Genomic DNA, 21049 nt, shown 5'->3' with positions numbered 1-21049 from the left:
GGGGGAGTTAGCATGATAGAATCTACAGAAAATATAAAAAGTCGAGATCAAAAACAAGTATGGCATGCCATGAAAGGTTCTAATAAAGATGATAATAGGCTAATTATTGACTCGGCAAATGGAGCTTGGGTCACAGATGTTGATGGTAATCAGTATCTCGACGGCATGTCAGGGCTATGGTGCGTAAATATTGGATATGGACGACAAGAGTTGGCTCAAGCGGCATTTAACCAATTAAATCAAATGAGTTATTTTCCTCTGGCACATGGACATAAACCAGCTATAGAGTTAGCAGAAAAGCTGAATAATTATTTAAATGATGAATATGTTTTTTTCTTTTCAAATAGTGGTTCTGAAGCGAATGAAACAGCATTTAAAATTGCTAGACAGTATCATGAACAAAAAGGTGAAAGGTTTAGAACGAAATTCATTTCTCGCTATAGATCGTATCATGGTAATACTATGGGAGCTTTAGCTGCTACTGGACAGGCAGAAAGAAAGTATAAATATGAGCCACTTGCCCAAGGTTTTTTGCATGTAGCGCCTCCAGATATATATAGAAATCCTGATGATGAACAATCATTAGAATCTGTTAAAGCAATTGATGAGATGATGACTTGGGAGTTAAGCAATACTATTGCAGGTATAATAATGGAACCAATTATTACTGGCGGGGGTATATTAATGCCTCCACAATCTTATTTGAAAAATGTTCAGGAAACATGTGAAAAGCATGGCGCACTACTCATTGTAGATGAAGTGATTTGTGGTTTTGGTAGAACTGGAAAAGCATTTGGTTTTATGAATTATGATGTGCAGCCAGATATTATAACGATGGCAAAAGGTATTACTAGTGGATATTTACCACTTTCTGTTACTGCAGTAAAAAAAGAAATTTTCGAAACATTTTCTGGTGAAGATAGTTATAGTCGTTTGAGACATGTAAATACTTATGGAGGAAACCCAGCAGCATGTGCAGTGGCTTTGAAAAATATTGAAATTATGGAAAGAGAGCGGTTATTTCATAAATCTCAATACCTTGGAGAAAAATTATTAAATAGGTTGAAGTCTTTATATGAAAATCAAAATGTTGGTGACGTTAGGGGTAAGGGATTACTTGTCGGTATTGAATTAGTTGAAGATAAATATTCTAAGAAACCATTACCTTCATATAAGACAAATCGTATTGTTGAAAAATGTAGAGAAAGAGGATTGTTAATCGGTAAAAATGCAGATACTGTAGCAGGTTACGATAATGTTTTGCAGTTAGCGCCTCCTCTCTCAATTACTGAAGAAGATCTCAATTTTATAATAAAAACTTTAACTGAAACAATTAGTGAATTGTAGAAAAAAGGAGGCATCACAATGAAATTGCCTATAGATTATGAAGAAATAATACAAGTTAATAGTGAAATCAAAAAAATGTATATAAATGGTCAATGGGTTAGCAGCACAACTGAAAATAAGAGAGAAGTAATTAATCCGGCAAATAATCAAACCATAGCACATGTATATGAAGGTGGTGAAAAGGAGGCTGATCAAGCAATAAAATCAGCCAAAGATGCCTTTTATATTAATGGTTGGCGTGAGTCCTATGCTAGAGAGAGAGCAGATTTGTTATTAAAGGTAGCTAACAAATTGGAAGAAGAAAAAGAGACTATTGCAAAAATAGAAACTTTAAATAATGGCAAAGTATATGAAGATTCAATAGTAGATGTTGAAGATGCTATTCATCAGTTTAAGTATTATGCAGGTATAGCAATGCAACCGCATGGTCAAACTTATGATGTACCTGATGAAATACAGGCAATGGTGATTAGAGAACCGATTGGTGTCGTCAGTATAATTGTACCTTGGAACTTTCCATTAGTAATGGCAACACAAAAGATATCTGCAGCATTAGCTGCAGGATGTACTGTTGTTGTGAAACCAGCAGGTCAAACACCGCTAACAGTTCATAGATTATTTGAAATTATAGATGAAGTAGGTTTCCCAAAAGGGGTAGCAAATTTAGTTTTCGGATCTGGATCGGTAGTAGGAAATCAATTAGTTAATCATAAAGATGTAGATAAAATTACCTTTACAGGAGGAACAGAAACAGGAAAAGCTATTATGAAGGATGCAGCAAACACAATTAAACGTGTTGGATTAGAGCTAGGCGGGAAATCTCCGAATATTGTATTTTCAGATGCAGATTATGAAACAGCATTAGATTATGCAATGCTAGGTATTTTTGCTGGTCAAGGACAAGTTTGCTCAGCGGGATCTCGACTTATTGTCGAAGATACAATATATGAAAAATTTATTGAAGATTTAGTTGAACGTACAAAACAAATATCAGTTGGTCCAGGGTGGGACAAATCCACTGAAATGGGACCGCTTATCTCTGAAAGTCACCTAAATAATGTTCTTAAGTATGTAGATATTGGATTAAATGAAGGCGCAACATTATTGTGTGGAGGCAAAAAACTGACATCTGAAGCTTATAAAGATGGAAATTACATGGAACCTACAATTTTAACGGATACGACACCGCAAATGCGTATAATCCAAGAAGAGATATTTGGACCAGTATTAGTGGTGCAAGTATTTAGTAATGAAAAAGAAGCTTTAAGTCTTGCAAATGGAACAGATTTTGGTTTAGCAGCTGCAGTATTTACTAATGATAGTGCTAAAGCTCAAAGAATGATTAGAGGACTTCATGCAGGTATTACTTGGATAAATTGTTATCACCCAACTTTTAATGAAGCACCGTGGAGTGGTTATAAACAAAGTGGTATTGGAGGCGATTTAGGTACCTATGGATTTGAAGAATATTTACACAAAAAGCAAGTGAATATTGCTATGGAAGTTAAGCCTTCAGGAGTATATAAGAATAGTCAATATTAGATAATAGATAATATTGAATTAAGGCGGTGAAACAATGAATAGTTTCGATGTAATTGTGATAGGGGCAGGTATTATTGGCTCTAGTGTTTCATATTATTTAACAAAAGCTGGTTATAGTGTAGCACTAATCGATAAAGGTGATATAGCGAATGGTACATCGAGTCGTTGTGATGCAGTTGCGTTAATTTGTGATAAAAAGCCTGGAATTGATACTGATATCGGATACAGAAGTATCCAATTATATAAAGAATTAGCTCAATCTTTTTCTTTTGATTTTCAGTTTTCAACAAGAGGAAGCTTATATGTTTGTGAAACAGAGCAAGAGTTAGAAATTGCGAAAGATTATGTGGCTCAACAAGTGAAAGCTGGATATCAAATGAAGACAGTGAATAAAGAAGAATTGCCTGATATAGAAAAGCATTTGGCAAAAGATTTAGCTGGTGGTGTTTGGACAGAGGTTGATTCAACAATGAATCCATATATGGTGTGTTATGCATTTATAGAAGAAGCTAAAAAGCAAGGTTTGAAATTAATAACGCATGAAGAAGTAAAGGCAATAAATCAATCTCCTCTTGGTGCTGTTGAAAGTGTCCAAACAACAACTCAAACAATATATACAAAAAAAGTAGTGAACTGTGCAGGTGTTTGGGCAAGTAAGTTAGGTGATCTAGTAGGTATTGATATACCAATTAAACCGAGAAAAGGATTGATTTTAGTAACAGAAAGAACAAGTAAAATTGTAAACCAAAAAGTTCATGAATTTGGTTATATGTTATCAAAATTTGAGGATATTAACTATAAGCGAAAAGTTAGTCAATTAGTAGAAAAAAATAATATTGCATTTACGATAGAACCAACTGAAGCAAGTAATTATTTAGTAGGCGGTCACAGAGATTTCTCAGGTTATGGTACTGATACGAATCATGAAGTTATGAAAGGTATTGCAGAAAGAGCCAATAGATTTTTACCCATATTGAAAAATGTTAATTGTATTCGTGCATATGCTGGAGTAAGGCCATGGGTAGTAGATCATTTACCAATTGTATCTGAGGTTGATGAAGTTCCAGGGTATTTTATTGCAAGTGGTCATGAAGGTGATGGAATCAGTATGGCTCCTATTACCGGTAAAATGATGACTGAATTAATTTCGAGACAAGACACGGAATTTAATATTGATAGGCTGAAATTTTCTAGATATAAAAATAAAAAAATTGAAAACTTATAGGAGGCGTTTATTATGTATAGACCAAAAGGAATGATTCCAGCGATGCCAACACCATTAAATGAAAATGAGAGCATTAACTTTGAAGGGTATGAAAAATTAATAAACCATTTAATTGATGGTGGTGTACATTGTTTATTAGCAGGTGGTAGTACGGGTGAATATTCGATGATGTCGACGGATGAAAGAAAAAAATTATTAAATCATGCCGTTAAATGTGCGAATGGACGAGTGCCAATTATGGCTGGAACAAGTGAACATCGATTAGAAGAAACGATTGAATTGACAAAATATGCAGAAGATATTGGTGCTGACTGTGTATTGATAATAACTCCGTATTACATGAAAACAAGCGAGAGTGCTATAAAAAACTATTATCAAAAGATTGCCGAAGCTACTAATATTGGAATTGTAATATATCATTATCCTGATGCTACAAATGTAGAATTATCTCCCGAGTTTATAAATGAATTAAGTCAAATAGATGGCATAGTAGGCGTGAAAAATACAACAGATCAAGAACATACATGTAAAGTGATTGTACTAACAAAAGATAATGAAAATTTTTCAGTTCTAACAGGATTTGAACATTTAATATTACCAACTTTAGCGGTTGGTGGAGATGGAGCGACAGGTATTATTCATAATCTTGTTCCAAAAGAAATTGTAGAAATGTATGAATTATATACTCAACAAAAAGATATAGATGCTGCTTTAGAGATTAATCGAAGATTATTACCTTTATATGATTATGTTGAAGCTGAACCAGTTCCAGGTCCAATTAAAGCAGGTTTAGAGTTAATTGGTATAGAAGGTGGAGCGGTTAGAGCGCCACTGGTTCCATCATCAAATGAATTGAAAAGCAAAATGGCAACCACATTAAAATCTCTAGGCTATCAAGTTAAATATAACTAAAATTAATATTTAGGGATTATAAATAAAGAGGTGGTTTGATGAAAAAAATGAATAGAGTGTCTGAATATGGTTATATTGAATCAAATGAAAATACGAACATCATAGTGAAAAAAGGGAAATATGTTTCTGGTTATTCTGTCGGTATATTATGTTTAGATGAATGTTCTTATCCAGTGTTACCTGGAAATGTAGCTAATTTAACAACTTATAATTTTCCTGTTGTAACCAAAATTGTAAAAAATTGCACGCAAGAACGCATTCATATTGGAGATCCTACATTAATTGACGACATTTTAAAAGCTGCAAAACAAATGGAAGAAGAGGGAGCTAAAGCGATATGTGGTGCGTGCGGTTTTTTCGGAAACTTTCAAAGTCAAGTTGCAGAAGCAGTGGATATTCCGGTGTTTTTATCGAGTATTATTCAAATACCATGGATTAATACAGGATTAAAAAGGAATCAACAAATTGGTGTGTTAACTGCTGATGCAGAAGGAATTACAGAATCTCTCTTGAAAAGCTGTGGGGTTGAAACTACAGATAATATTGTGATTAAAGATTTGAAAGAATTGTCGGAATTTTCTGCAATAATAAAAAGCAGTGGTAATTTTGATAATCAAAAACTTCGGGAAGAAGTGTTACAAGCGGCTTCAGAAATTATTAATGATAACCCTGAGATAGGAGCAATATTATTGGAATGTAGTGATTTACCACCTTACGCTGCTGATATTCAAAATATTGTGCACAAACCAGTGTTTGATTTTATAACAATGATTAATTGGGTTCATATGGCTACTGCACAAAAACCATATATTGGTTTTATTTAAGAAATGATGTTACATGACACTTTGTTAGTGAAGCGGAGGTATGTACTATGAAAAATAACAATACCATTGTTTGTCGATGTGAAGAAGTAACTTTAGAACAAATTAATAAAGTATTACAAGAGCAACATTGTTCAGCTCGAGAAATAAAATTACGAACACGAGCAGGAATGGGATGTTGTGGAGGTAGAACATGTAGAACTATAATTGACCAAATTGTTGAATTAAATGAAGCCCCCTCTAAGTGTGATGAAATTAATTTGAGTTATAGACCACCATCAAGACCTGTAACCTTTGGAGAATTGGAGGATGATAACAATGGTATCTAGAATTGTTGAACACCCAGTATTAGGAGATTTAGAATTAAATGAAGAGTTTACTTTTAGTTTTAATGGGGAAGAAGTAGTCGCTTATAAAGGAGATACTATTGCATCAGCATTATTAGCTTCCAATTATAGAAAATTAAGAGAAAACGAAATAAGTGGTGATGGTAGAGGTATTTATTGTAATATAGGTCACTGTTTTGAATGTAGAGTCAAACTACACGATAGACGAATAGTAAGGGCGTGTATAACTCAAGTTGAAGAAGGCATGCAAGTCTATTCATTAAGGAAGTGATGATAATGTGGGATCTCATAGTAATTGGTTCTGGTCCTGCTGGTTTGAAGGCAGCGATTAAAGCAGCTGAAAATGGTCTGTCAACAATAGTCGTGGATGAGTTTCCACGTCCTGGTGGAAGGCTATTAGGACAGTTGTATAAAGAGAAAAATGGTGAATGGTGGAATGGTATAAAAGAATCAGAGCGCTTAGTTGAAGAGGCTAAATTAAATGGAGTGATAATATCGTGCCAAACTTCTGTTTATGATATTGAAAAGCTAGATGAACTATGGTGTGTTTATACAAATAAAAAATTGATGAAATCACATTATTTACTAATAGCGACTGGTGCAAGCGAAAGACATATACCCATTCCTGGGTGGACACTTCCTGGAGTGATGTCCATAGGTGCGGCACAAGTGATGTCCAATGTTCATAGAGTTAAACCAGGTGAATCCTGTATCATAATTGGCATTAATGTATTATCTTTGTCTATAGCAGATGAGCTGAAAATGAGTGGTTTAGATGTTGAAGCAATCATTTTGCCATATAGTCCTCAAATTGATAAAGAAGCCAGTGAACCCAAAGCAGTTATTGCTAAATTGATGTACTTAACACACTTGGCGCCTTCAAGATTATTACGAATTTTAGGTGTTTTAGGAAAATACTTGCCTGTTAATATGGTGACGCGTTTTTATCCTAAAAATGGATTAAGAATGAATAAAATGCCTATTAAAGTTAAAACTGCAGCTCAAAAAATTATTGGAAATGAAGTGGCAAAGGGAGTTGAAGTAATTAATATAGATTCAAAAGGTAGAAAAATAGAAGGTACAGAAAAATTACTAAAAGCGGATGTGATTTGTATATCAGGAGGATTGGCCCCATTATCTGAATTAGCTGCTATTGTTGGTTGTAGATTTAAATATAGTGAAGCACTCGGAGGACATATTCCTATTCATAATGAACGAATGGAAACTGAAGTTTCTAATTTATTCGTAGCTGGTAATGTCACAGGAATTGAAAGTGCCAAAGTTGCCATGGCACAGGGTGAACTAGCAGGGTTGAATATTGCTCAACAACACATAAAAAATAATAATTACTTAAAGCAAAAGTTAAAGCAAGCGATTTATAATGTGAAGAAAACAAGATCTGAAGCTTTGATTCAATTTCAACCTAACATAGAGAGAAACAGAGAAAATTTATATAGAGAAATTGAAAATACACAGTGAAATTAAGGAGTTATATATAATGAAAATATTATTAATTGGATCAACAGGAAATATTGGGCAAGTTGTAGATAAGGAATTGAACGATGACGTCGAACTAATTCGTGCATCTAGATCCTCTACACAATTTCCGGTCGATATAACATCAGAAGAGAGTATCAAGCAATTATTTGAAAATGTGGGGAAAGTGGATGGAGTGATTTGTGCATCTGGAGCAGCACATTTTAGTACAGTTGACTCATTAACCCCTGAGCAAAATCAAGTTGCTGTGAATAGTAAATTGTTGGGGCAAGTTAATCTTGTGCTATTAGGTTTAGACTATATTAACGATCAAGGTTTTATAACATTAACAACTGGTATTCTCATGGATGATCCGATAAAAACTGCAGCGTCATCAGCAATGGCCAATGGGGGTGTGGCAGCGTTTGTTAAATCTGCTGCTATTGAGTTACCACGTGGTATTAGAATTAATCATGTTAGCCCAACTATGTTAAAAAGAGCGCAAGATAAATATGGTGGACTTTTTCAAGGTTATTATCCAGCAACAGACGAGAGAATTGGTCTTGCATATCGCAAAAGTGTATTTGGTAATCAGACCGGTCAAGCATATAAGGTATATTAAAAAATAGCAAATAGGAGAGGAGGATTAAACATATGAAACATTAAGCAAGTGGTTAAACTAAAGGGGGATTAACAATGGAATTTGTTATTCATTGGTTAAATAATATTGTATGGAGCCCTGTGCTCGTTATTTTTATGCTTTTATTAGGCGTTTATTTTACTTGGAAAACAAAATTTGTGCAATTTAGATATATTAAAGACATGGTTAAATTGACTTTTTCTAGTACGAAAACACAGGCAGGTATTTCATCATTTCAAGCTATGTCAATGTCTTTAGGTAGCAGGATAGGAATAGGAAATATTGCTGGGGTGGCTACAGCAATTACATTAGGTGGTCCTGGATCTGTGTTTTGGATGTGGATGCTAGCTTTTGTATCTGCAAGTATCGCTTTTGCAGAAACTACATTAGCTCAAATATATAAAGTGAAACAAAATGGAGAATATCGAGGTGGTGCACCATATTATATAAATAAAGGGTTAAACAATAAATACTTTGCTATTTTATTTGCTGGTATTACGATGTTTTCTATGACTTTATTAGCACCAGGTATTCAAGTAAATACAATTGCACTTTCAGCAAAAGAAGCATTTGGTATTCAGCCTTATATTACTGCAATATTTTTAGTGATACTATTATCGCTTGTTATTTTTGGAGGAGTAAAGCGTATTGCAAGAGCTGCAGAACTAGTGGTTCCGTTTATGGCTATTGGTTATGTAGGCGTATGTATTGTATTATTGTTTGCAAATATATCTTCACTGCCACATATTATTAGTTTAATTGTTTCTAGTGCAATCAATCCATCATCTTCATTTGGTGGAATTATTGGTTCAGCTATAGCTTGGGGAGTTCAAAGGGGAGCATTTTCCAATGCAGCTGGATTTGGTAGTGAAACATTTGAAAGTGGTGCAAGTGAAGTAACACACCCTGTAAAACAAGGCTTAGTTCAAGCATTATCGGTGTATATAACCACTATTATTATATGTTCAGCTACGGCTTTTATGATTTTAATTACAGGAATGTATAATATTCAATTAAGCAATGGAACAATGGTTAAAGATAATATAGGACATGTAGAAGCAGGCGCAAGTAATGTTCAAATGAGTGTAGAGAGTATAATGCCAGGATTTGGCAATATATTTATAGCTCTGGCAACATTTTTCTTCGCATTTACAAGTTTAATTACCTACTCATACAAGGCAGAAACGAGCTTAGCTTTCTTCAATAGTTCTAGAAAAAGAGAAATAAAATGGCCACTTACGTTATTAAAAATAGGTTTTCTGGTCGTAGTTTATTATAATAGTGTGAATTCAGCAAAATTAGCTTGGAGCTTTGGTGATCTTGGGTTTGGTATTATGGCCTGGGTCAATATGATAGCATTAGTATTCTTGTTGAAGCCAGTGTTAGTTGCTCTAAAAGATTACGATAGTCAGCGAAAGCTAGGTTTGGACCCTATATTTGAACCCAAAAAAATAGGTATTACAGGTGCTGATTTTTGGGAGAAAGAATATAAAAAAGATATACAGACTATGCCTAATTATAAAATTAAAGCTGTAGAAGAAACAAGCATATTAAATTACTTAAAGAATAATTAAACATTAAAAAAGGAGGGTTAACATGAAAATAGGTATTCCAAAAGAAATTAAAAATAATGAAAATAGAGTCGGTTTATCGCCAAGCGGAGTGCATGCTTTAATCGAAGCAGGTCACAAGGTTTTAGTGGAATCTAGTGCAGGTTGCGAATCTTACTTTGATGATCAAGACTATAAAATTGCTGGCGCAAATATAGTAAGTACAAAAGAGAAAGTTTGGAATGTTGATATGGTTATCAAGGTAAAAGAGCCACTTGAAGAAGAATTTCAATTTTTTAAAGAGGGCTTAATCTTATTTACTTATCTTCATTTAGCAAATGAACAAAAATTAACTGAAGCACTACTAAAACATAGAGTTACAAGCATTGCGTATGAAACCGTACAATTAGAGGATAATTCATTGCCATTATTAACGCCAATGAGTGAAGTTGCTGGTCGTATGTCGACTCAAATCGGTGCGGAATTTCTACAAAAATATAAAGGAGGAATGGGAATATTATTAGGAGGTGTTCCAGGTGTTTCGAAAGGAACTGTAACTATAATAGGTGGGGGACAAGCTGGTACAAATGCAGCGAAAATCGCCCTTGGATTAGGTGCGGATGTAACTATAATAGATATTAATCCTCGAAGATTACAACAAATTGATGATCAATTTTCAGGAAGAGTGCATACTATTATGTCTAACCCACTTAATATTGAAAATGCAGTGAGGAAAAGTGATTTAGTCATAGGTGCCGTATTGATTCCTGGAGCGAAAGCGCCGAAACTTGTGAGTGAAGCAGTTGTTAAACAAATGAAATCGGGTTCGGTAATTGTAGATATTGCAATTGATCAAGGTGGTATATTTGAAACAACAGATAAAGTATCTACGCATGATAAACCTACTTATGTTAAGCATGGAGTGGTACATTATGCGGTGGCAAATATGCCCGGTGCAGTACCTAGAACATCAACAATATCATTGAATAATGCTACGTTACCATTTGTATTACAATTAGCAAATAAAGGCTATGTTAAGGCAATGAGAGAGAATATGCCACTTTCTTTAGGATTAAATACTATAGAAGGAAAATTAACCAATTTAGAAGTTTCTTTGGCGCTAGGAATTTCATATACTGAAAAATCAGAATTAATGAAATAATCGAAGGTTATAACATTATTTATTAATTAAGAAGAGATAGCATTCATGTTCCTTGTGATGTCTATCTCTTTTTCTATTCGAACATAAATAAGCTTATATCTTTAAAACATAAGACATCCGGGTGTCTTGTATTTCAAAAAATTTCGTATAAATATAGAACTATTTTAATGATTATACTTACTTTGTTTACAAATTATTTTTATCTTTAAAAAAATTAATTTATTTTCAAATAACACATCAATAGTCTGTGTAAGTTTGTTACACTAATACATAAGTTTTTTAATTTGTGACCCAATTAGGAGGTTATTATGAAGAAGCAAATGCATTTGGCTTCACTTGTTTATAGTACGGGTTTGCATCCGTCATCTTGGAGGTTAGAGGATTCTAAGATTGAGCAAATTGGTTCTATCGCTTATCAGCAAGAATTAGCTCAAATAGCTGAGCGTGGATGTCTTGATGCAATATTTTTAGCAGATGGACAATACATATCAGGTGAACATACAGGTCATTTATCTTATTTTCTAGAACCTATAACAGCTTTAACAGCGATATCTCAAGTCACCAAACATATTGGTTTAATCGGTACAATATCTACGACGTTCTATGATCCATATAATGTAGCAAGACTACTAGGTAGTTTGGATCATATTAGTAATGGTAGAGCAGGACTTAATATCGTCACTTCACAACTTGATATTGAAGGACAGAACCATTCGATGGAAGCCTTGCCACCTTTAGAACAGCGATATGAACGCGCGGATGAATTTGTAACTGTATTAAAGAAACTGTGGCAATCGTTTGACTATAGGGCGCTCATTCATAATAGACAATCGGGGAAAGGTATTGATTTTTCACTTGTGAAGGAAATCAACCATAAAGGTAAGTATTTCCAAGTCAAAGGACCGATTAACTTACCATCAAGCCCACAGGTATATCCGGTATTATGTCAGGCTGGCACATCCATACCTGGACGTAAGTTAGCGGCGAAACATGTGGATATGATCTTTTCTATTGCTTGGAATCAAGCTGATGCTAAGCAATTTAAAGCAGATATTGAATCGCGAGTAGCACAACTTGACGATAATGCAGCGGGACCATTGGTATTGCCTGGGTTATCTGTTTATGTGGCAGATACTCTGGCAGAAGCAGAGCAAAAGGTTGCTGCGTTAAATGTCTATACAGATATTGAAAAGAAGATTCAGCAAATCGAGCAAAGTATCGGTCAAGATACAACTGAATGGCATTTAGATGACCCGGTACCTCAATTACCTCCTTATGAATCATTAACCGTGAAGGTTGGGTCGAAAGCACGTTATCAAGCGATACAACGAGCAGTGGAGGTTGAACGATTAACATTTAGAGATTTAATTGCACGCGTAGATACTTGGATGGGACATAAGACGATTGTCGGTGATCCAATAATGGTTGCCGATATGATGCAAACATGGTTTGAGAGCGGAAGTTGTGACGGCTTTATTTTAATGCCGCCGACATATCCTGACATGTTTGAAGCATTTATCGATAAAGTGATTCCCATCTTGCAAGAAAGAGGATTATTTAGAACTGAATACACTGAACAAACATTAAGAGAACGTATAAAAAGAGAGGTAACTTCACATTAAATTTTCAAATTGGAAAGATAAAATAGATTGGCCAGTATTTTCCGTTAGTGGTGGCATACTCGTATTATTTGTAATTATGTCATCACTGTTTACTCAAGCAACGTCGCACGTAGTTAAGACAGGATTTCAATTATCGATTACTTATTTTGGTGCTTTTTGGCAGGTGTTATTATTAGCCACCTTTGCGGTTGGATTGTTCCTAGCATTTTCAAAATATGGAAACGTCCGTTTAGGGAATGCTACTGAACCGGAAATGAGTTATTTTAAATGGGCTGCCATTGTTATTACATCTGGGTTAGGTGCAGGGGCTATATTCTGGGCGGCTGCTGAACCGATGTATTACTTTATTGATGTGCCACCAACTATGGGAAGTGGTATTAAAGATAAGAGTATGGCTGCAGTACCTGCTGCAATGGCACAGAGTTTTACTTCGTGGGGCTTCACGGCATGGGCAATTTATGGTGCAGTGAGTGGTATCGTCATTATGTATGCACATTACAATAAAGGTATGAAATTAAGACCGAGAACTTTGCTTTATCCAGTATTTGGAGACAAAATAGAACGAAATTATACAGGATCCGTTATCGATGTATTCTGTATTCTAGGTGCAGTAGCTGGAACGATAGGGACGATAGGTTTCTTCGGTTTCCAATTTAGTTATTGGTTGCATAGTATTCTAGGTATACCAGATAATTTAACGACTCAAGTATTGTCTGTGGTAGGTTTAATGATTATCGTTACAATTTCAGCTACTACAGGTATTGAAAAGGGAATTCAGTTTCTGAGTAAATTAAATGTTTGGTTGGCAATTGGTGTAGCGGTATTTATCGTATTAATTGGTCCTGGTAGATTTATTATTGATACACTGATTTCATCTTACGGTGTGTACTTAACGAAGTTTCTAGAAATTAGTACATTTAGAGGAGATAACAAATGGGCTGGGTCATGGATGTTATTCTTCTTTGGTTGGTTTATTGGTTATGGTCCGCTAATGGGCATGCTAGTCGCTCGTGTATCAAAAGGACGTACGATTCGTGAGATATTTATTTTAGTATCTATTGTTGCAAGTGTCGTATCTCATGTTTGGTTTACAATTTTGGGTGGCAGTGGTTTATTTTATGAAACTAAGGATAGTGGTGCGATTAGTAATCCATTATCTGAAAAGGGCTTGCCAGCAGCAGTTATCTCAATTGCGAACCATTTACCATTAGGTACAGTGTTAGTGATTGTATTGTTAATATTAACGCTTATCTTTGTCATTACCACAGCAGATACAATGTCGTTTTCAATTTCAATGTCTGTTACTGGTGAGGGTGATCCACCTAAGATGGTTCGAGTATTCTGGGTAGCAATTATGGCAGTTATTTCAATTATCCTGATTAATATAGGAGAAGGTAGTATTGATGCGATTCAGTCGTTTATCATTGTCACCGCAGTACCAATATCTATTATTATGTTACCTGTAGTATGGACGGCTCCGAAGATTGCGCACAAATTGGCAGTTGCGCAAAACCTTGTTCCTGAAAAACAACCTAAAAAGCATAAAGAGAAGATAATTAGTAAAGATTAAACAAAGCATTGTTGATATGTTTCAACTGTATTAATAACCTATTGGTTCAGTCCAATAGGTTATTTTTTTATATTCAGTACTCAAAGCAATTTCATTTGTCATTATAATATTTATTGATATAATCGGATTAAATTTATGGGTTGTACGGACAAAAAACACTTTATGTGTGGGCTGTAATCTGCAGTAGGTATTCAGTTACTAGATATTTTCAGCATCTATTTCATAAATTGACTTTCAAAGGAAAAGGGGTTAAATATAATGCAATATCGTGAACTAGGAAAGACAGGCATGAAAATTAGTGAGGTAAGTTTTGGAACTTGGGCCATCGGTGGTGCATGGGGAAAAACAAATGATGAAGCTGCTTTAGCGTCACTTGAGTATGCCATTGAGCAAGGGGTGAATTTCTTTGACACTGCTGATGTCTATGGCGATGGTCATAGTGAGGAGTTATTAGCACAAGCGACAAAAGGAAAAGAAGACGAAATCTATATAGCCACAAAGTTTTGTAGACAAGGAGATATTGCAGATCCAAATAATTACACTTATGAAACGGTTAATGCATATTGTGAGGATAGCTTACGCCGTTTAAATAGAAAGTCTATTGATTTATTTCAAATTCACTGTCCTGCCACTGAAATTTTAAGAGAAGGTAGTGTCTTTAAAGTTCTAGATCAATTGAAAGCTGAAGGGAAAATTAAACATTATGGTGTGAGTGTAGAATCAGTTGAGGAAGGACTGATTTGTTTACAGTATCCTAATGTAGAAAGTCTACAAATCATCTTTAATATATTCCGACAAAAACCATTGGAGCGCTTGCTTTCTGAAGCGCATCAACAAGGTGTTGGTATACTTACGCGCTTACCATTAGCAAGTGGATTGTTAACAGGTAAATTTACTGTCGATAGTACATTTGAAGCGGATGATCATCGTAATTTTAATGAAAATGGTGAATCATTTAATGTGGGAGAGACGTTTGCTGGTCTTGGATTAAGAAAAGGTGTTGAGTTAGCAGATCAATTAAGATGGATTGCTGATGATCGACCATCAATGACAAATGCAGCACTGCGTTGGATTCTTGACCATGAAGCTGTTACTGCCGTGATACCAGGCTTTAAAAATTTAGAGCAAGTTAAAGGTAATTTAGAAACATTAAATACACAATCATTTTCTGAAGCAGAGTATGAACAATTGAGACAGTTTTATCAAGATGAGGTAGCAGAACACATTAGAGGTGTATATTAATATAGCAGAGTGAAACGATTGGATAAACTCATCCGCCAAAGCGTTATTGAATCATGAAATCTATCGGTTTATTTAAATCGATGGATTTTTTGCGTTTTATAATGCGTATTAAATACGAATGATGATACGTGAACATGTGACCCAGTAGGACTATTTATCACACTTATTATATTTAGATTTCTAAAAAGATTAATTCTATACATAATTATAAATACGAGTAAATATAATTGTTGTTTGTTATAATTTTGATAATTAAAAGTACGTTCAAGGGGGATGTTTATGCCGGATTTAACTAAGAAAGTTGCGTTAATTACGGGAGCAAATCGTGGACAAGGCAAGGTGATTGCACAACACTTTGATGCACTAGGAGCCAATGTTGTAGTAGGAGCGCGTAATTTAAGAGATGCGATAGACGTTGAAGAAACATTGGAAAATGATGCGTTATCAATTCAATTAAACGTGACTGACGAAGATGATTGGAAATATGCTATACAGAAAGCGGTAAAGACGTTTGGTAAAATTGATATTCTTGTGAACAATGCGGGAATTTACTTGAATAAACCATTTTTAGAAACGACCTTAGCTTCATACAAAAAGTTAATCCAAACGAATCAAATCGGGACATTTTTAGGTATGCAATATGTAGCTAAACAGATGAAAGTACAGCTATCAGGATCTATAATCAACACGGTCTCTGTTTCTTCATTTTCACCTATTCATGAATCATCATTATATGCTTCAACTAAAGCTGCAGTGACAACAATGTCAAAAGCAGCGGCAATGGAGCTAGGAGACTATGGCATACGCGTGAATATGGTACATCCAGGTGGCGTGAATACAGGTATGTTCTCCGATAGTAATGAAGGAAATGAATTTTATGAGCAAATACCATTAAAGCGTATTGGGCAACCGATGGATATTGCTCAAGCAGTTGCATTTTTAGCTTCTGATGAAAGTGCATATTGTACGGGAACGGAAATTGTAGTAGACGGTGGTATGACGTTAGGAACGACAGATCATAAATAATGAATGAGGTCAGAACAAGATGCTCAGTGCATTTATTGTTCTGGCTTTTTTATGTATTGAATTTATATTTAATATCTCATATTGAGATAGTAGCTATCTCTGATACCTATTTTACGAGGGGAAAGTGCTCCAATTATACTTAATTATAGAAAATGGGGGGAGATAGTTATGACAAATAAATATGACGTTATCGTAGTAGGCGCTGGTTCTATGGGCATGGCAGCAGGCTATTATTTAGCTGAGCAAGGCAAAAAGACTTTACTCATTGATGCATTTGATCCACCACATGAAAATGGAAGTCATAGTGGCGACACACGTTTAATCAGGCATGCATGTGGAGAAGGTTATGCATATGTTCCATTAGCCTTACGCGCACAAGAGTTATGGCATGCACTGCAAGCAAAGACGAATGAACGAATATTTACACAGACAGGTGTCTTAACGTTTGGTCCTGCAACATCTGGTTTTGTTCAAACGGCAATTGAAGGTGGTCAGAAATATGGTCTGAATATTGAGACACTAACTGCAGATGATGTAAATGCAAGATGGCCTGGAATAACTATGCCTCAAGGTGAAATTGGGTGCTATGAGCCTGAAGCAGGTGTATTGTTTTCTAGTGCTTGTATTAGAACATTGAAACGACTTGCCTTGTCAGTAGGTGCAGAGTTAAAGGTCAATTCACCTGTAATGGATATTGAAATATTTGATGACTCTGTAAAGGTGCATACACCAGATGATACGTTTGAGGCTAATAAACTGATCATTTCAGGAGGTGCTTGGAATAAGAAATTACTAAATGAGTTAAATATTAATATTAACATCCAACCGTCGAGACAAACGATTGCGTGGTTTGATTCTGATGACATTTTATATAAATCTGATGGCTTTCCAGGATTTTTTGCGGATGTGCCTTCTGGCGTTTATTATGGATTCCCTTCAATCGATGGTACGGGGTTAAAGATAGGGCGTTATGATAATGGAGATGATATAGATCCAAGTTATTATAACAAGACCTTTGGTGCCTATGAAAAAGATGAGAAAGATATTCGAGGATTTTTATCTAATTATATGCAAGCAGCACATGGCAATATCAATGTAGGTAAGACATGTATGTTTACTAATACGCCAGATGAAAACTTTATCATAGATACACATCCTGATTATAATCATGTTGCTATTGCAGCTGGTTTTTCGGGGCATGGCTATAAATTTTCCAGTGCAGTAGGTGAAGCTTTAGGAGAACTCATTATCCATGGTGAAACGACTCAAGACATCTCGCCCTTTAAGATTACACGTGATAGTTTACAACCAGAAAATAAAGACGAAGTATACTTCAAGGCAAGGGGGAAATAATGTATGCAAAGTTATTTAGCCTTTTTACAATCGTTAATTCAAATTGATAGCACCAATCCTCCAGGTAATGAACAAGCAATCATTCAACAATTTATTAATAGAAGTGAGGCAACCGGACTTCCATATCAGGTTATGACTGTTGACAATAATAGAAGCAACTTTTCAGTCAGAATTAATGGTTCAAACACTGACAAAGGAAAGTTATTGTTGAATGGACATACGGATACAGTAAAAATTGGTAGCCAGGAATGGCAATATAATCCATTTGATGCACATATAGAAGACGGAAAGTTATATGGCAGAGGAACGACAGATATGAAGAGTGGTCTCGCTGCATTGTATTTAGCGTTAGAATCATTATATTTGGAAAATTATCCTTTGACGAAGGATGTTGAGTTTTTAGCAACGGCAGGAGAAGAAGTAGATTCGATTGGTGCAACACATTATGTCAATACACAAGGTATGTCAGATGTGGAAGCCATTGTTATAGCCGAACCAACTCATGAACAAGTAGTTGTTGGACATAAAGGGGCATTGTGGATTGAGGTTAAAGTGACAGGTAAAACCGCTCACGGGGCAATGCCTGAGCAAGGTGTAAATGCAATTGAAGCGGCGAGTGAAATTATACATTTAGTAGAGCGATTAAAAACTGAATGGAAAGTTAGACACGATCCATTAGGTACGAGCAGTATTTCTGTAAACATGATTCAAGGCGGTATTCAAACTAATGTGATACCTGATGAATGCATATTGTATGTAGATATTAGGTCAGTGATACCCAATTGTCATGACAAGCTATATCATGATTTTAATCAGGCATTACAATCTCTATTTGAAGGTGCAACGCTTCCTAATGTGGAAGCGAAGATTATACTAAATCGCGAGGCAGTATTAACGAATGAACAAAGTCAAATTATCCAGGATGCACTGACTATTACACAGCAACAGCAAGTAGGTGGCGTATCCTATTACACAGATGCCTCTGTATTAAATAGTAGCAGTGATATTCCAACACTAATATATGGACCAGGTATTGAAACATTGGCGCATCAACCAGATGAATATGTTGAGGTGGCTGCTTTCGAGCGCAGCATTGCGTTCTATAAATCCCTGATTATTCAATATGCAGGATAAATATAAGAAGATTGCCAAATCGTTTGGCAGTCTTTTTTTAGTATATTTAACTAAAAATTCTGTATAATAGCAATTAATATTTATGTGGGGGGATTTCAATGGAGTTTAAAGATTTGAAAATTTTCCAAAGTGTAGCAGAACATCAAAGTATTAGTAAAGCCGCAACATCTCTATGTTATGTACAATCATATGTGACCTCGCGAATTAAGATGTTAGAACAAGAGTTGAATGCACAATTATTTATTAGGCGGCGTAATGGCACAACTTTAACTTCGGAAGGATTGAAATTGCAAATATATGCTGAACAAATTCGTAAGGTAATGTGTGAAATTGATAGAGCCTTTCATGATAATGAGATGCCTACGGGTAAATTAAATATAGGCACAGTTGAGACAATAACAAGACTACCAGAAATATTGTCTAAATATCAGCAGTTATGTTCTGATGTATCACTCGCTTTGTATAGTGGTGTGACTGAAAGTATTATCACTAAAGTGCGTGACCGTAAGTTGGATTGTGCGTTTGTTACAGGATTTACGAAACAAGTAGGCATCAATAAAGTCGAATTATTTCATGAACAATTAATCTTAATTGCTAATCAACCACTAGACTCAATTGACCAACTAAAATCTAAGTCGATGTTAGTCTTTACAGAAGGGTGTAATTATAGAAAGAAATTGGAAATGTGGTTAGATTCAGAGAACATTGATTACTCTAATATGTTAGAGTTTGGTACATTAGAAACGATTGTAGGAAGTGTGAAATCTGGTCTAGGAGTAAGCCTTGTTCCAGAATCTACTGTTACAAACGATGTTACATCCCAACAACTTTATGCTTATCGATTGCCTGAGTACTATAGTACGATTTCTACCGACTTTATTTGGAATGACGAAGCGTATGTAACACCTGCTATTGATAGATTTATCCAGATGATTATGGATTTTAAAAATTTAGCACCTGTTGAATATTAGTAAGTTTCTGCTAAAAATAAACTGCTCTAACACAAACCACGTTAGAACAGTATATATGAGAGGTAAATTACAGTTGTTACAGTTATAGCACTGAGTAATGTTGAAAAGAGTACGATCTGAGCATGTAATTCAGGTTCAACTTGATACTCCATTGCAATTGTTGAGGTATTTCTTGAAGTTGGGAATGAACTAGCAATAAATAGTGATTGTGCGACAATACCATCTATATGCAATAAGTAGATGAGAGCAAGTGATAACGCCGGACCTACTATGAGACGGCCAACAAGAGACCATGTGATAACACGTTGAAAGAAATTTATTTTAATTTTGGCAAGTTGTGCTCCTAACACGATTAAAGCTATAGCAATAAATGCATCTGCTAAATGGTTTAATGGTAATAATATAGGTTTAGGAAGAGATAATTTAAAATAGTTGAATATTATTCCTAATATTAAGGCATGGAATACAGGTAATCGTAAAAATGAAATAATAATTTCTTTAAATGTCTTTGTTGTTGAAAGAATATTGTAAATGCCATAGGTATAAGTTAGTAAATTTTGAAAGATGAGGATAAATACTTGGATGGAGACACCGATTGGGTTATGGCTAAAGATTAAATTGCTTACTGGTAAACCATAGTTGCCCGAGTTCATGAGTGAAATACTATTTTTTAGAGCAGCATCTTGTCCAGGATTTAATTTTAAAAATTTACAGATAATGTGGCTAAAAATAATTAATATGATGCTATATAGTACTACATAATAAATAATTTGTAGTAACACATCTGCCTTGATATTAACATTTAGAATATTGACGAATACGGAAGCAGGCATTAAACAATAAGTGATTAAAGCTGAAAACTGACGTAAATCAAATTCAAATTTAATTTGAAGTACAACACCTAGAAGGATGAGTAATAAGATAGGTACAAGGACCTCTAGTATGATGAACAAGAACATATATATTACCTCTTTTAGTAATAATGTAGCATAACAAATTATTATAAGATAATAAGAATAAACAATCTTTTATAATAGTATTTTATTAATTTTTATTTTATAGATTAATTCAAGGTATTAAATTTTGGTAATAGTGTGTTAATCTGAAAA

Annotated in this window: 19 protein-coding genes; 18 read left to right on the top strand and 1 reads right to left on the bottom strand. The window is 34.8% G+C overall.

Translation table 11 applies throughout. The features are described from left to right. Window positions 1-12: 12 nt before the first annotated feature. The 18 genes from ACY191_RS01215 to ACY191_RS01130 all read left to right on the top strand — a co-directional run bounded on the left by ACY191_RS01215 (window position 13) and on the right by ACY191_RS01130 (window position 19940). Window positions 13-1347, top strand: coding sequence for an aspartate aminotransferase family protein (locus ACY191_RS01215; RefSeq protein ID WP_229366766.1), 1335 nt, complete (start codon window positions 13-15; stop codon window positions 1345-1347). 18 nt (window positions 1348-1365) lie between these two features. Then, entirely contained in the window at window positions 1366-2889 is a 1524-nt protein-coding gene (locus tag ACY191_RS01210; protein WP_229366767.1) for an aldehyde dehydrogenase family protein, read from the top strand. 34 nt (window positions 2890-2923) lie between these two features. Next, a complete protein-coding gene (locus ACY191_RS01205) occupies window positions 2924-4114 on the top strand; it encodes an NAD(P)/FAD-dependent oxidoreductase (protein WP_229366768.1) in 1191 nt (396 codons plus the stop codon). 12 nt (window positions 4115-4126) lie between these two features. Next, window positions 4127-5026 (top strand): 4-hydroxy-tetrahydrodipicolinate synthase, encoded by a 900-nt coding sequence (gene dapA, locus ACY191_RS01200; protein WP_463269846.1) that lies wholly within the window; start codon window positions 4127-4129, stop codon window positions 5024-5026. A 38-nt stretch (window positions 5027-5064) separates the two neighbouring features. Beyond that, window positions 5065-5850, top strand: coding sequence for an aspartate/glutamate racemase family protein (locus ACY191_RS01195; protein WP_229366770.1), 786 nt, complete (start codon window positions 5065-5067; stop codon window positions 5848-5850). Window positions 5851-5897: 47 nt separating this feature from the next. Next, window positions 5898-6176 carry a (2Fe-2S)-binding protein gene (locus ACY191_RS01190; RefSeq protein WP_229366771.1) on the top strand — a complete coding sequence of 93 codons (279 nt, stop codon included), beginning with the start codon at window positions 5898-5900 and terminating at the stop codon, window positions 6174-6176. Continuing rightward, window positions 6166-6465 (top strand): (2Fe-2S)-binding protein, encoded by a 300-nt coding sequence (locus ACY191_RS01185; protein WP_229366772.1) that lies wholly within the window; start codon window positions 6166-6168, stop codon window positions 6463-6465. The genes ACY191_RS01190 and ACY191_RS01185 overlap by 11 nt, the downstream gene beginning before the upstream one ends. 5 nt (window positions 6466-6470) lie before the next feature. Then, window positions 6471-7673, top strand: coding sequence for an NAD(P)/FAD-dependent oxidoreductase (locus ACY191_RS01180; protein WP_229366773.1), 1203 nt, complete (start codon window positions 6471-6473; stop codon window positions 7671-7673). A 19-nt stretch (window positions 7674-7692) separates the two neighbouring features. Beyond that, window positions 7693-8292 carry a short chain dehydrogenase gene (locus ACY191_RS01175; RefSeq protein ID WP_229366774.1) on the top strand — a complete coding sequence of 200 codons (600 nt, stop codon included), beginning with the start codon at window positions 7693-7695 and terminating at the stop codon, window positions 8290-8292. A 74-nt stretch (window positions 8293-8366) separates the two neighbouring features. Further along, window positions 8367-9884 carry an alanine/glycine:cation symporter family protein gene (locus ACY191_RS01170; protein WP_229366775.1) on the top strand — a complete coding sequence of 506 codons (1518 nt, stop codon included), beginning with the start codon at window positions 8367-8369 and terminating at the stop codon, window positions 9882-9884. Window positions 9885-9906: 22 nt separating this feature from the next. Continuing rightward, on the top strand, window positions 9907-11022 hold the full coding sequence (ald, locus tag ACY191_RS01165; protein ID WP_229366776.1) for an alanine dehydrogenase: 1116 nt from the start codon (window positions 9907-9909) through the stop codon (window positions 11020-11022). A 308-nt stretch (window positions 11023-11330) separates the two neighbouring features. Further along, window positions 11331-12644, top strand: a complete 1314-nt coding sequence (locus tag ACY191_RS01160; RefSeq protein ID WP_042737751.1) for an NtaA/DmoA family FMN-dependent monooxygenase — start codon at window positions 11331-11333, stop codon at window positions 12642-12644. Beyond that, window positions 12640-14214, top strand: a complete 1575-nt coding sequence (locus tag ACY191_RS01155) for a BCCT family transporter (protein ID WP_082039155.1) — start codon at window positions 12640-12642, stop codon at window positions 14212-14214. The genes ACY191_RS01160 and ACY191_RS01155 overlap by 5 nt, the downstream gene beginning before the upstream one ends. A 258-nt stretch (window positions 14215-14472) precedes the next feature. Next, window positions 14473-15456: an aldo/keto reductase gene (locus ACY191_RS01150; RefSeq protein WP_107642130.1), complete on the top strand. Its 984-nt coding sequence runs from the start codon at window positions 14473-14475 to the stop codon at window positions 15454-15456. A 279-nt stretch (window positions 15457-15735) separates the two neighbouring features. Beyond that, window positions 15736-16482 carry an SDR family NAD(P)-dependent oxidoreductase gene (locus ACY191_RS01145; RefSeq protein WP_229366777.1) on the top strand — a complete coding sequence of 249 codons (747 nt, stop codon included), beginning with the start codon at window positions 15736-15738 and terminating at the stop codon, window positions 16480-16482. A 168-nt stretch (window positions 16483-16650) separates the two neighbouring features. Further along, window positions 16651-17835 carry an N-methyl-L-tryptophan oxidase gene (gene solA / locus ACY191_RS01140; protein WP_042737747.1) on the top strand — a complete coding sequence of 395 codons (1185 nt, stop codon included), beginning with the start codon at window positions 16651-16653 and terminating at the stop codon, window positions 17833-17835. Between the two features lie 3 nt (window positions 17836-17838). Continuing rightward, window positions 17839-18969 (top strand): M20 family metallopeptidase, encoded by a 1131-nt coding sequence (locus ACY191_RS01135; protein ID WP_229366778.1) that lies wholly within the window; start codon window positions 17839-17841, stop codon window positions 18967-18969. Window positions 18970-19067: 98 nt separating this feature from the next. Continuing rightward, window positions 19068-19940: a LysR family transcriptional regulator gene (locus tag ACY191_RS01130; protein ID WP_042737745.1), complete on the top strand. Its 873-nt coding sequence runs from the start codon at window positions 19068-19070 to the stop codon at window positions 19938-19940. A gap of 41 nt (window positions 19941-19981) precedes the next feature. Here ACY191_RS01130 and ACY191_RS01125 read toward each other — a convergent pair whose 3' ends face one another. Further along, entirely contained in the window at window positions 19982-20899 is a 918-nt protein-coding gene (locus ACY191_RS01125) for an AEC family transporter (protein ID WP_107526881.1), read from the bottom strand. Between the last annotated feature and the right edge of the window lie 150 nt (window positions 20900-21049).

The organism is Staphylococcus sp. TCBT05, assembly GCF_055179755.1.
This window is presented reverse-complemented; position numbering and strand designations above follow the sequence as displayed.

What these genes read in the sequence shown, in the direction of transcription:
- ACY191_RS01145 (WP_229366777.1), top strand. Translation starts at nt 15,736, where the DNA reads ATGCCGGATTTAACTAAGAAAGTTGCGTTAATTACGGGAGCAAATCGT.
- ACY191_RS01210 (WP_229366767.1), top strand. Translation starts at nt 1,366, where the DNA reads ATGAAATTGCCTATAGATTATGAAGAAATAATACAAGTTAATAGTGAA.
- solA (WP_042737747.1), top strand. Translation starts at nt 16,651, where the DNA reads ATGACAAATAAATATGACGTTATCGTAGTAGGCGCTGGTTCTATGGGC.
- ACY191_RS01170 (WP_229366775.1), top strand. Translation starts at nt 8,367, where the DNA reads ATGGAATTTGTTATTCATTGGTTAAATAATATTGTATGGAGCCCTGTG.
- ACY191_RS01215 (WP_229366766.1), top strand. Translation starts at nt 13, where the DNA reads ATGATAGAATCTACAGAAAATATAAAAAGTCGAGATCAAAAACAAGTA.
- dapA (WP_463269846.1), top strand. Translation starts at nt 4,127, where the DNA reads ATGTATAGACCAAAAGGAATGATTCCAGCGATGCCAACACCATTAAAT.
- ACY191_RS01180 (WP_229366773.1), top strand. Translation starts at nt 6,471, where the DNA reads ATGTGGGATCTCATAGTAATTGGTTCTGGTCCTGCTGGTTTGAAGGCA.
- ald (WP_229366776.1), top strand. Translation starts at nt 9,907, where the DNA reads ATGAAAATAGGTATTCCAAAAGAAATTAAAAATAATGAAAATAGAGTC.
- ACY191_RS01135 (WP_229366778.1), top strand. Translation starts at nt 17,839, where the DNA reads ATGCAAAGTTATTTAGCCTTTTTACAATCGTTAATTCAAATTGATAGC.
- ACY191_RS01160 (WP_042737751.1), top strand. Translation starts at nt 11,331, where the DNA reads ATGAAGAAGCAAATGCATTTGGCTTCACTTGTTTATAGTACGGGTTTG.
- ACY191_RS01185 (WP_229366772.1), top strand. Translation starts at nt 6,166, where the DNA reads ATGGTATCTAGAATTGTTGAACACCCAGTATTAGGAGATTTAGAATTA.
- ACY191_RS01190 (WP_229366771.1), top strand. Translation starts at nt 5,898, where the DNA reads ATGAAAAATAACAATACCATTGTTTGTCGATGTGAAGAAGTAACTTTA.
- ACY191_RS01150 (WP_107642130.1), top strand. Translation starts at nt 14,473, where the DNA reads ATGCAATATCGTGAACTAGGAAAGACAGGCATGAAAATTAGTGAGGTA.
- ACY191_RS01130 (WP_042737745.1), top strand. Translation starts at nt 19,068, where the DNA reads ATGGAGTTTAAAGATTTGAAAATTTTCCAAAGTGTAGCAGAACATCAA.
- ACY191_RS01125 (WP_107526881.1), bottom strand. Translation starts at nt 20,899, where the DNA reads ATGTTCTTGTTCATCATACTAGAGGTCCTTGTACCTATCTTATTACTC.
- ACY191_RS01175 (WP_229366774.1), top strand. Translation starts at nt 7,693, where the DNA reads ATGAAAATATTATTAATTGGATCAACAGGAAATATTGGGCAAGTTGTA.
- ACY191_RS01205 (WP_229366768.1), top strand. Translation starts at nt 2,924, where the DNA reads ATGAATAGTTTCGATGTAATTGTGATAGGGGCAGGTATTATTGGCTCT.
- ACY191_RS01195 (WP_229366770.1), top strand. Translation starts at nt 5,065, where the DNA reads ATGAAAAAAATGAATAGAGTGTCTGAATATGGTTATATTGAATCAAAT.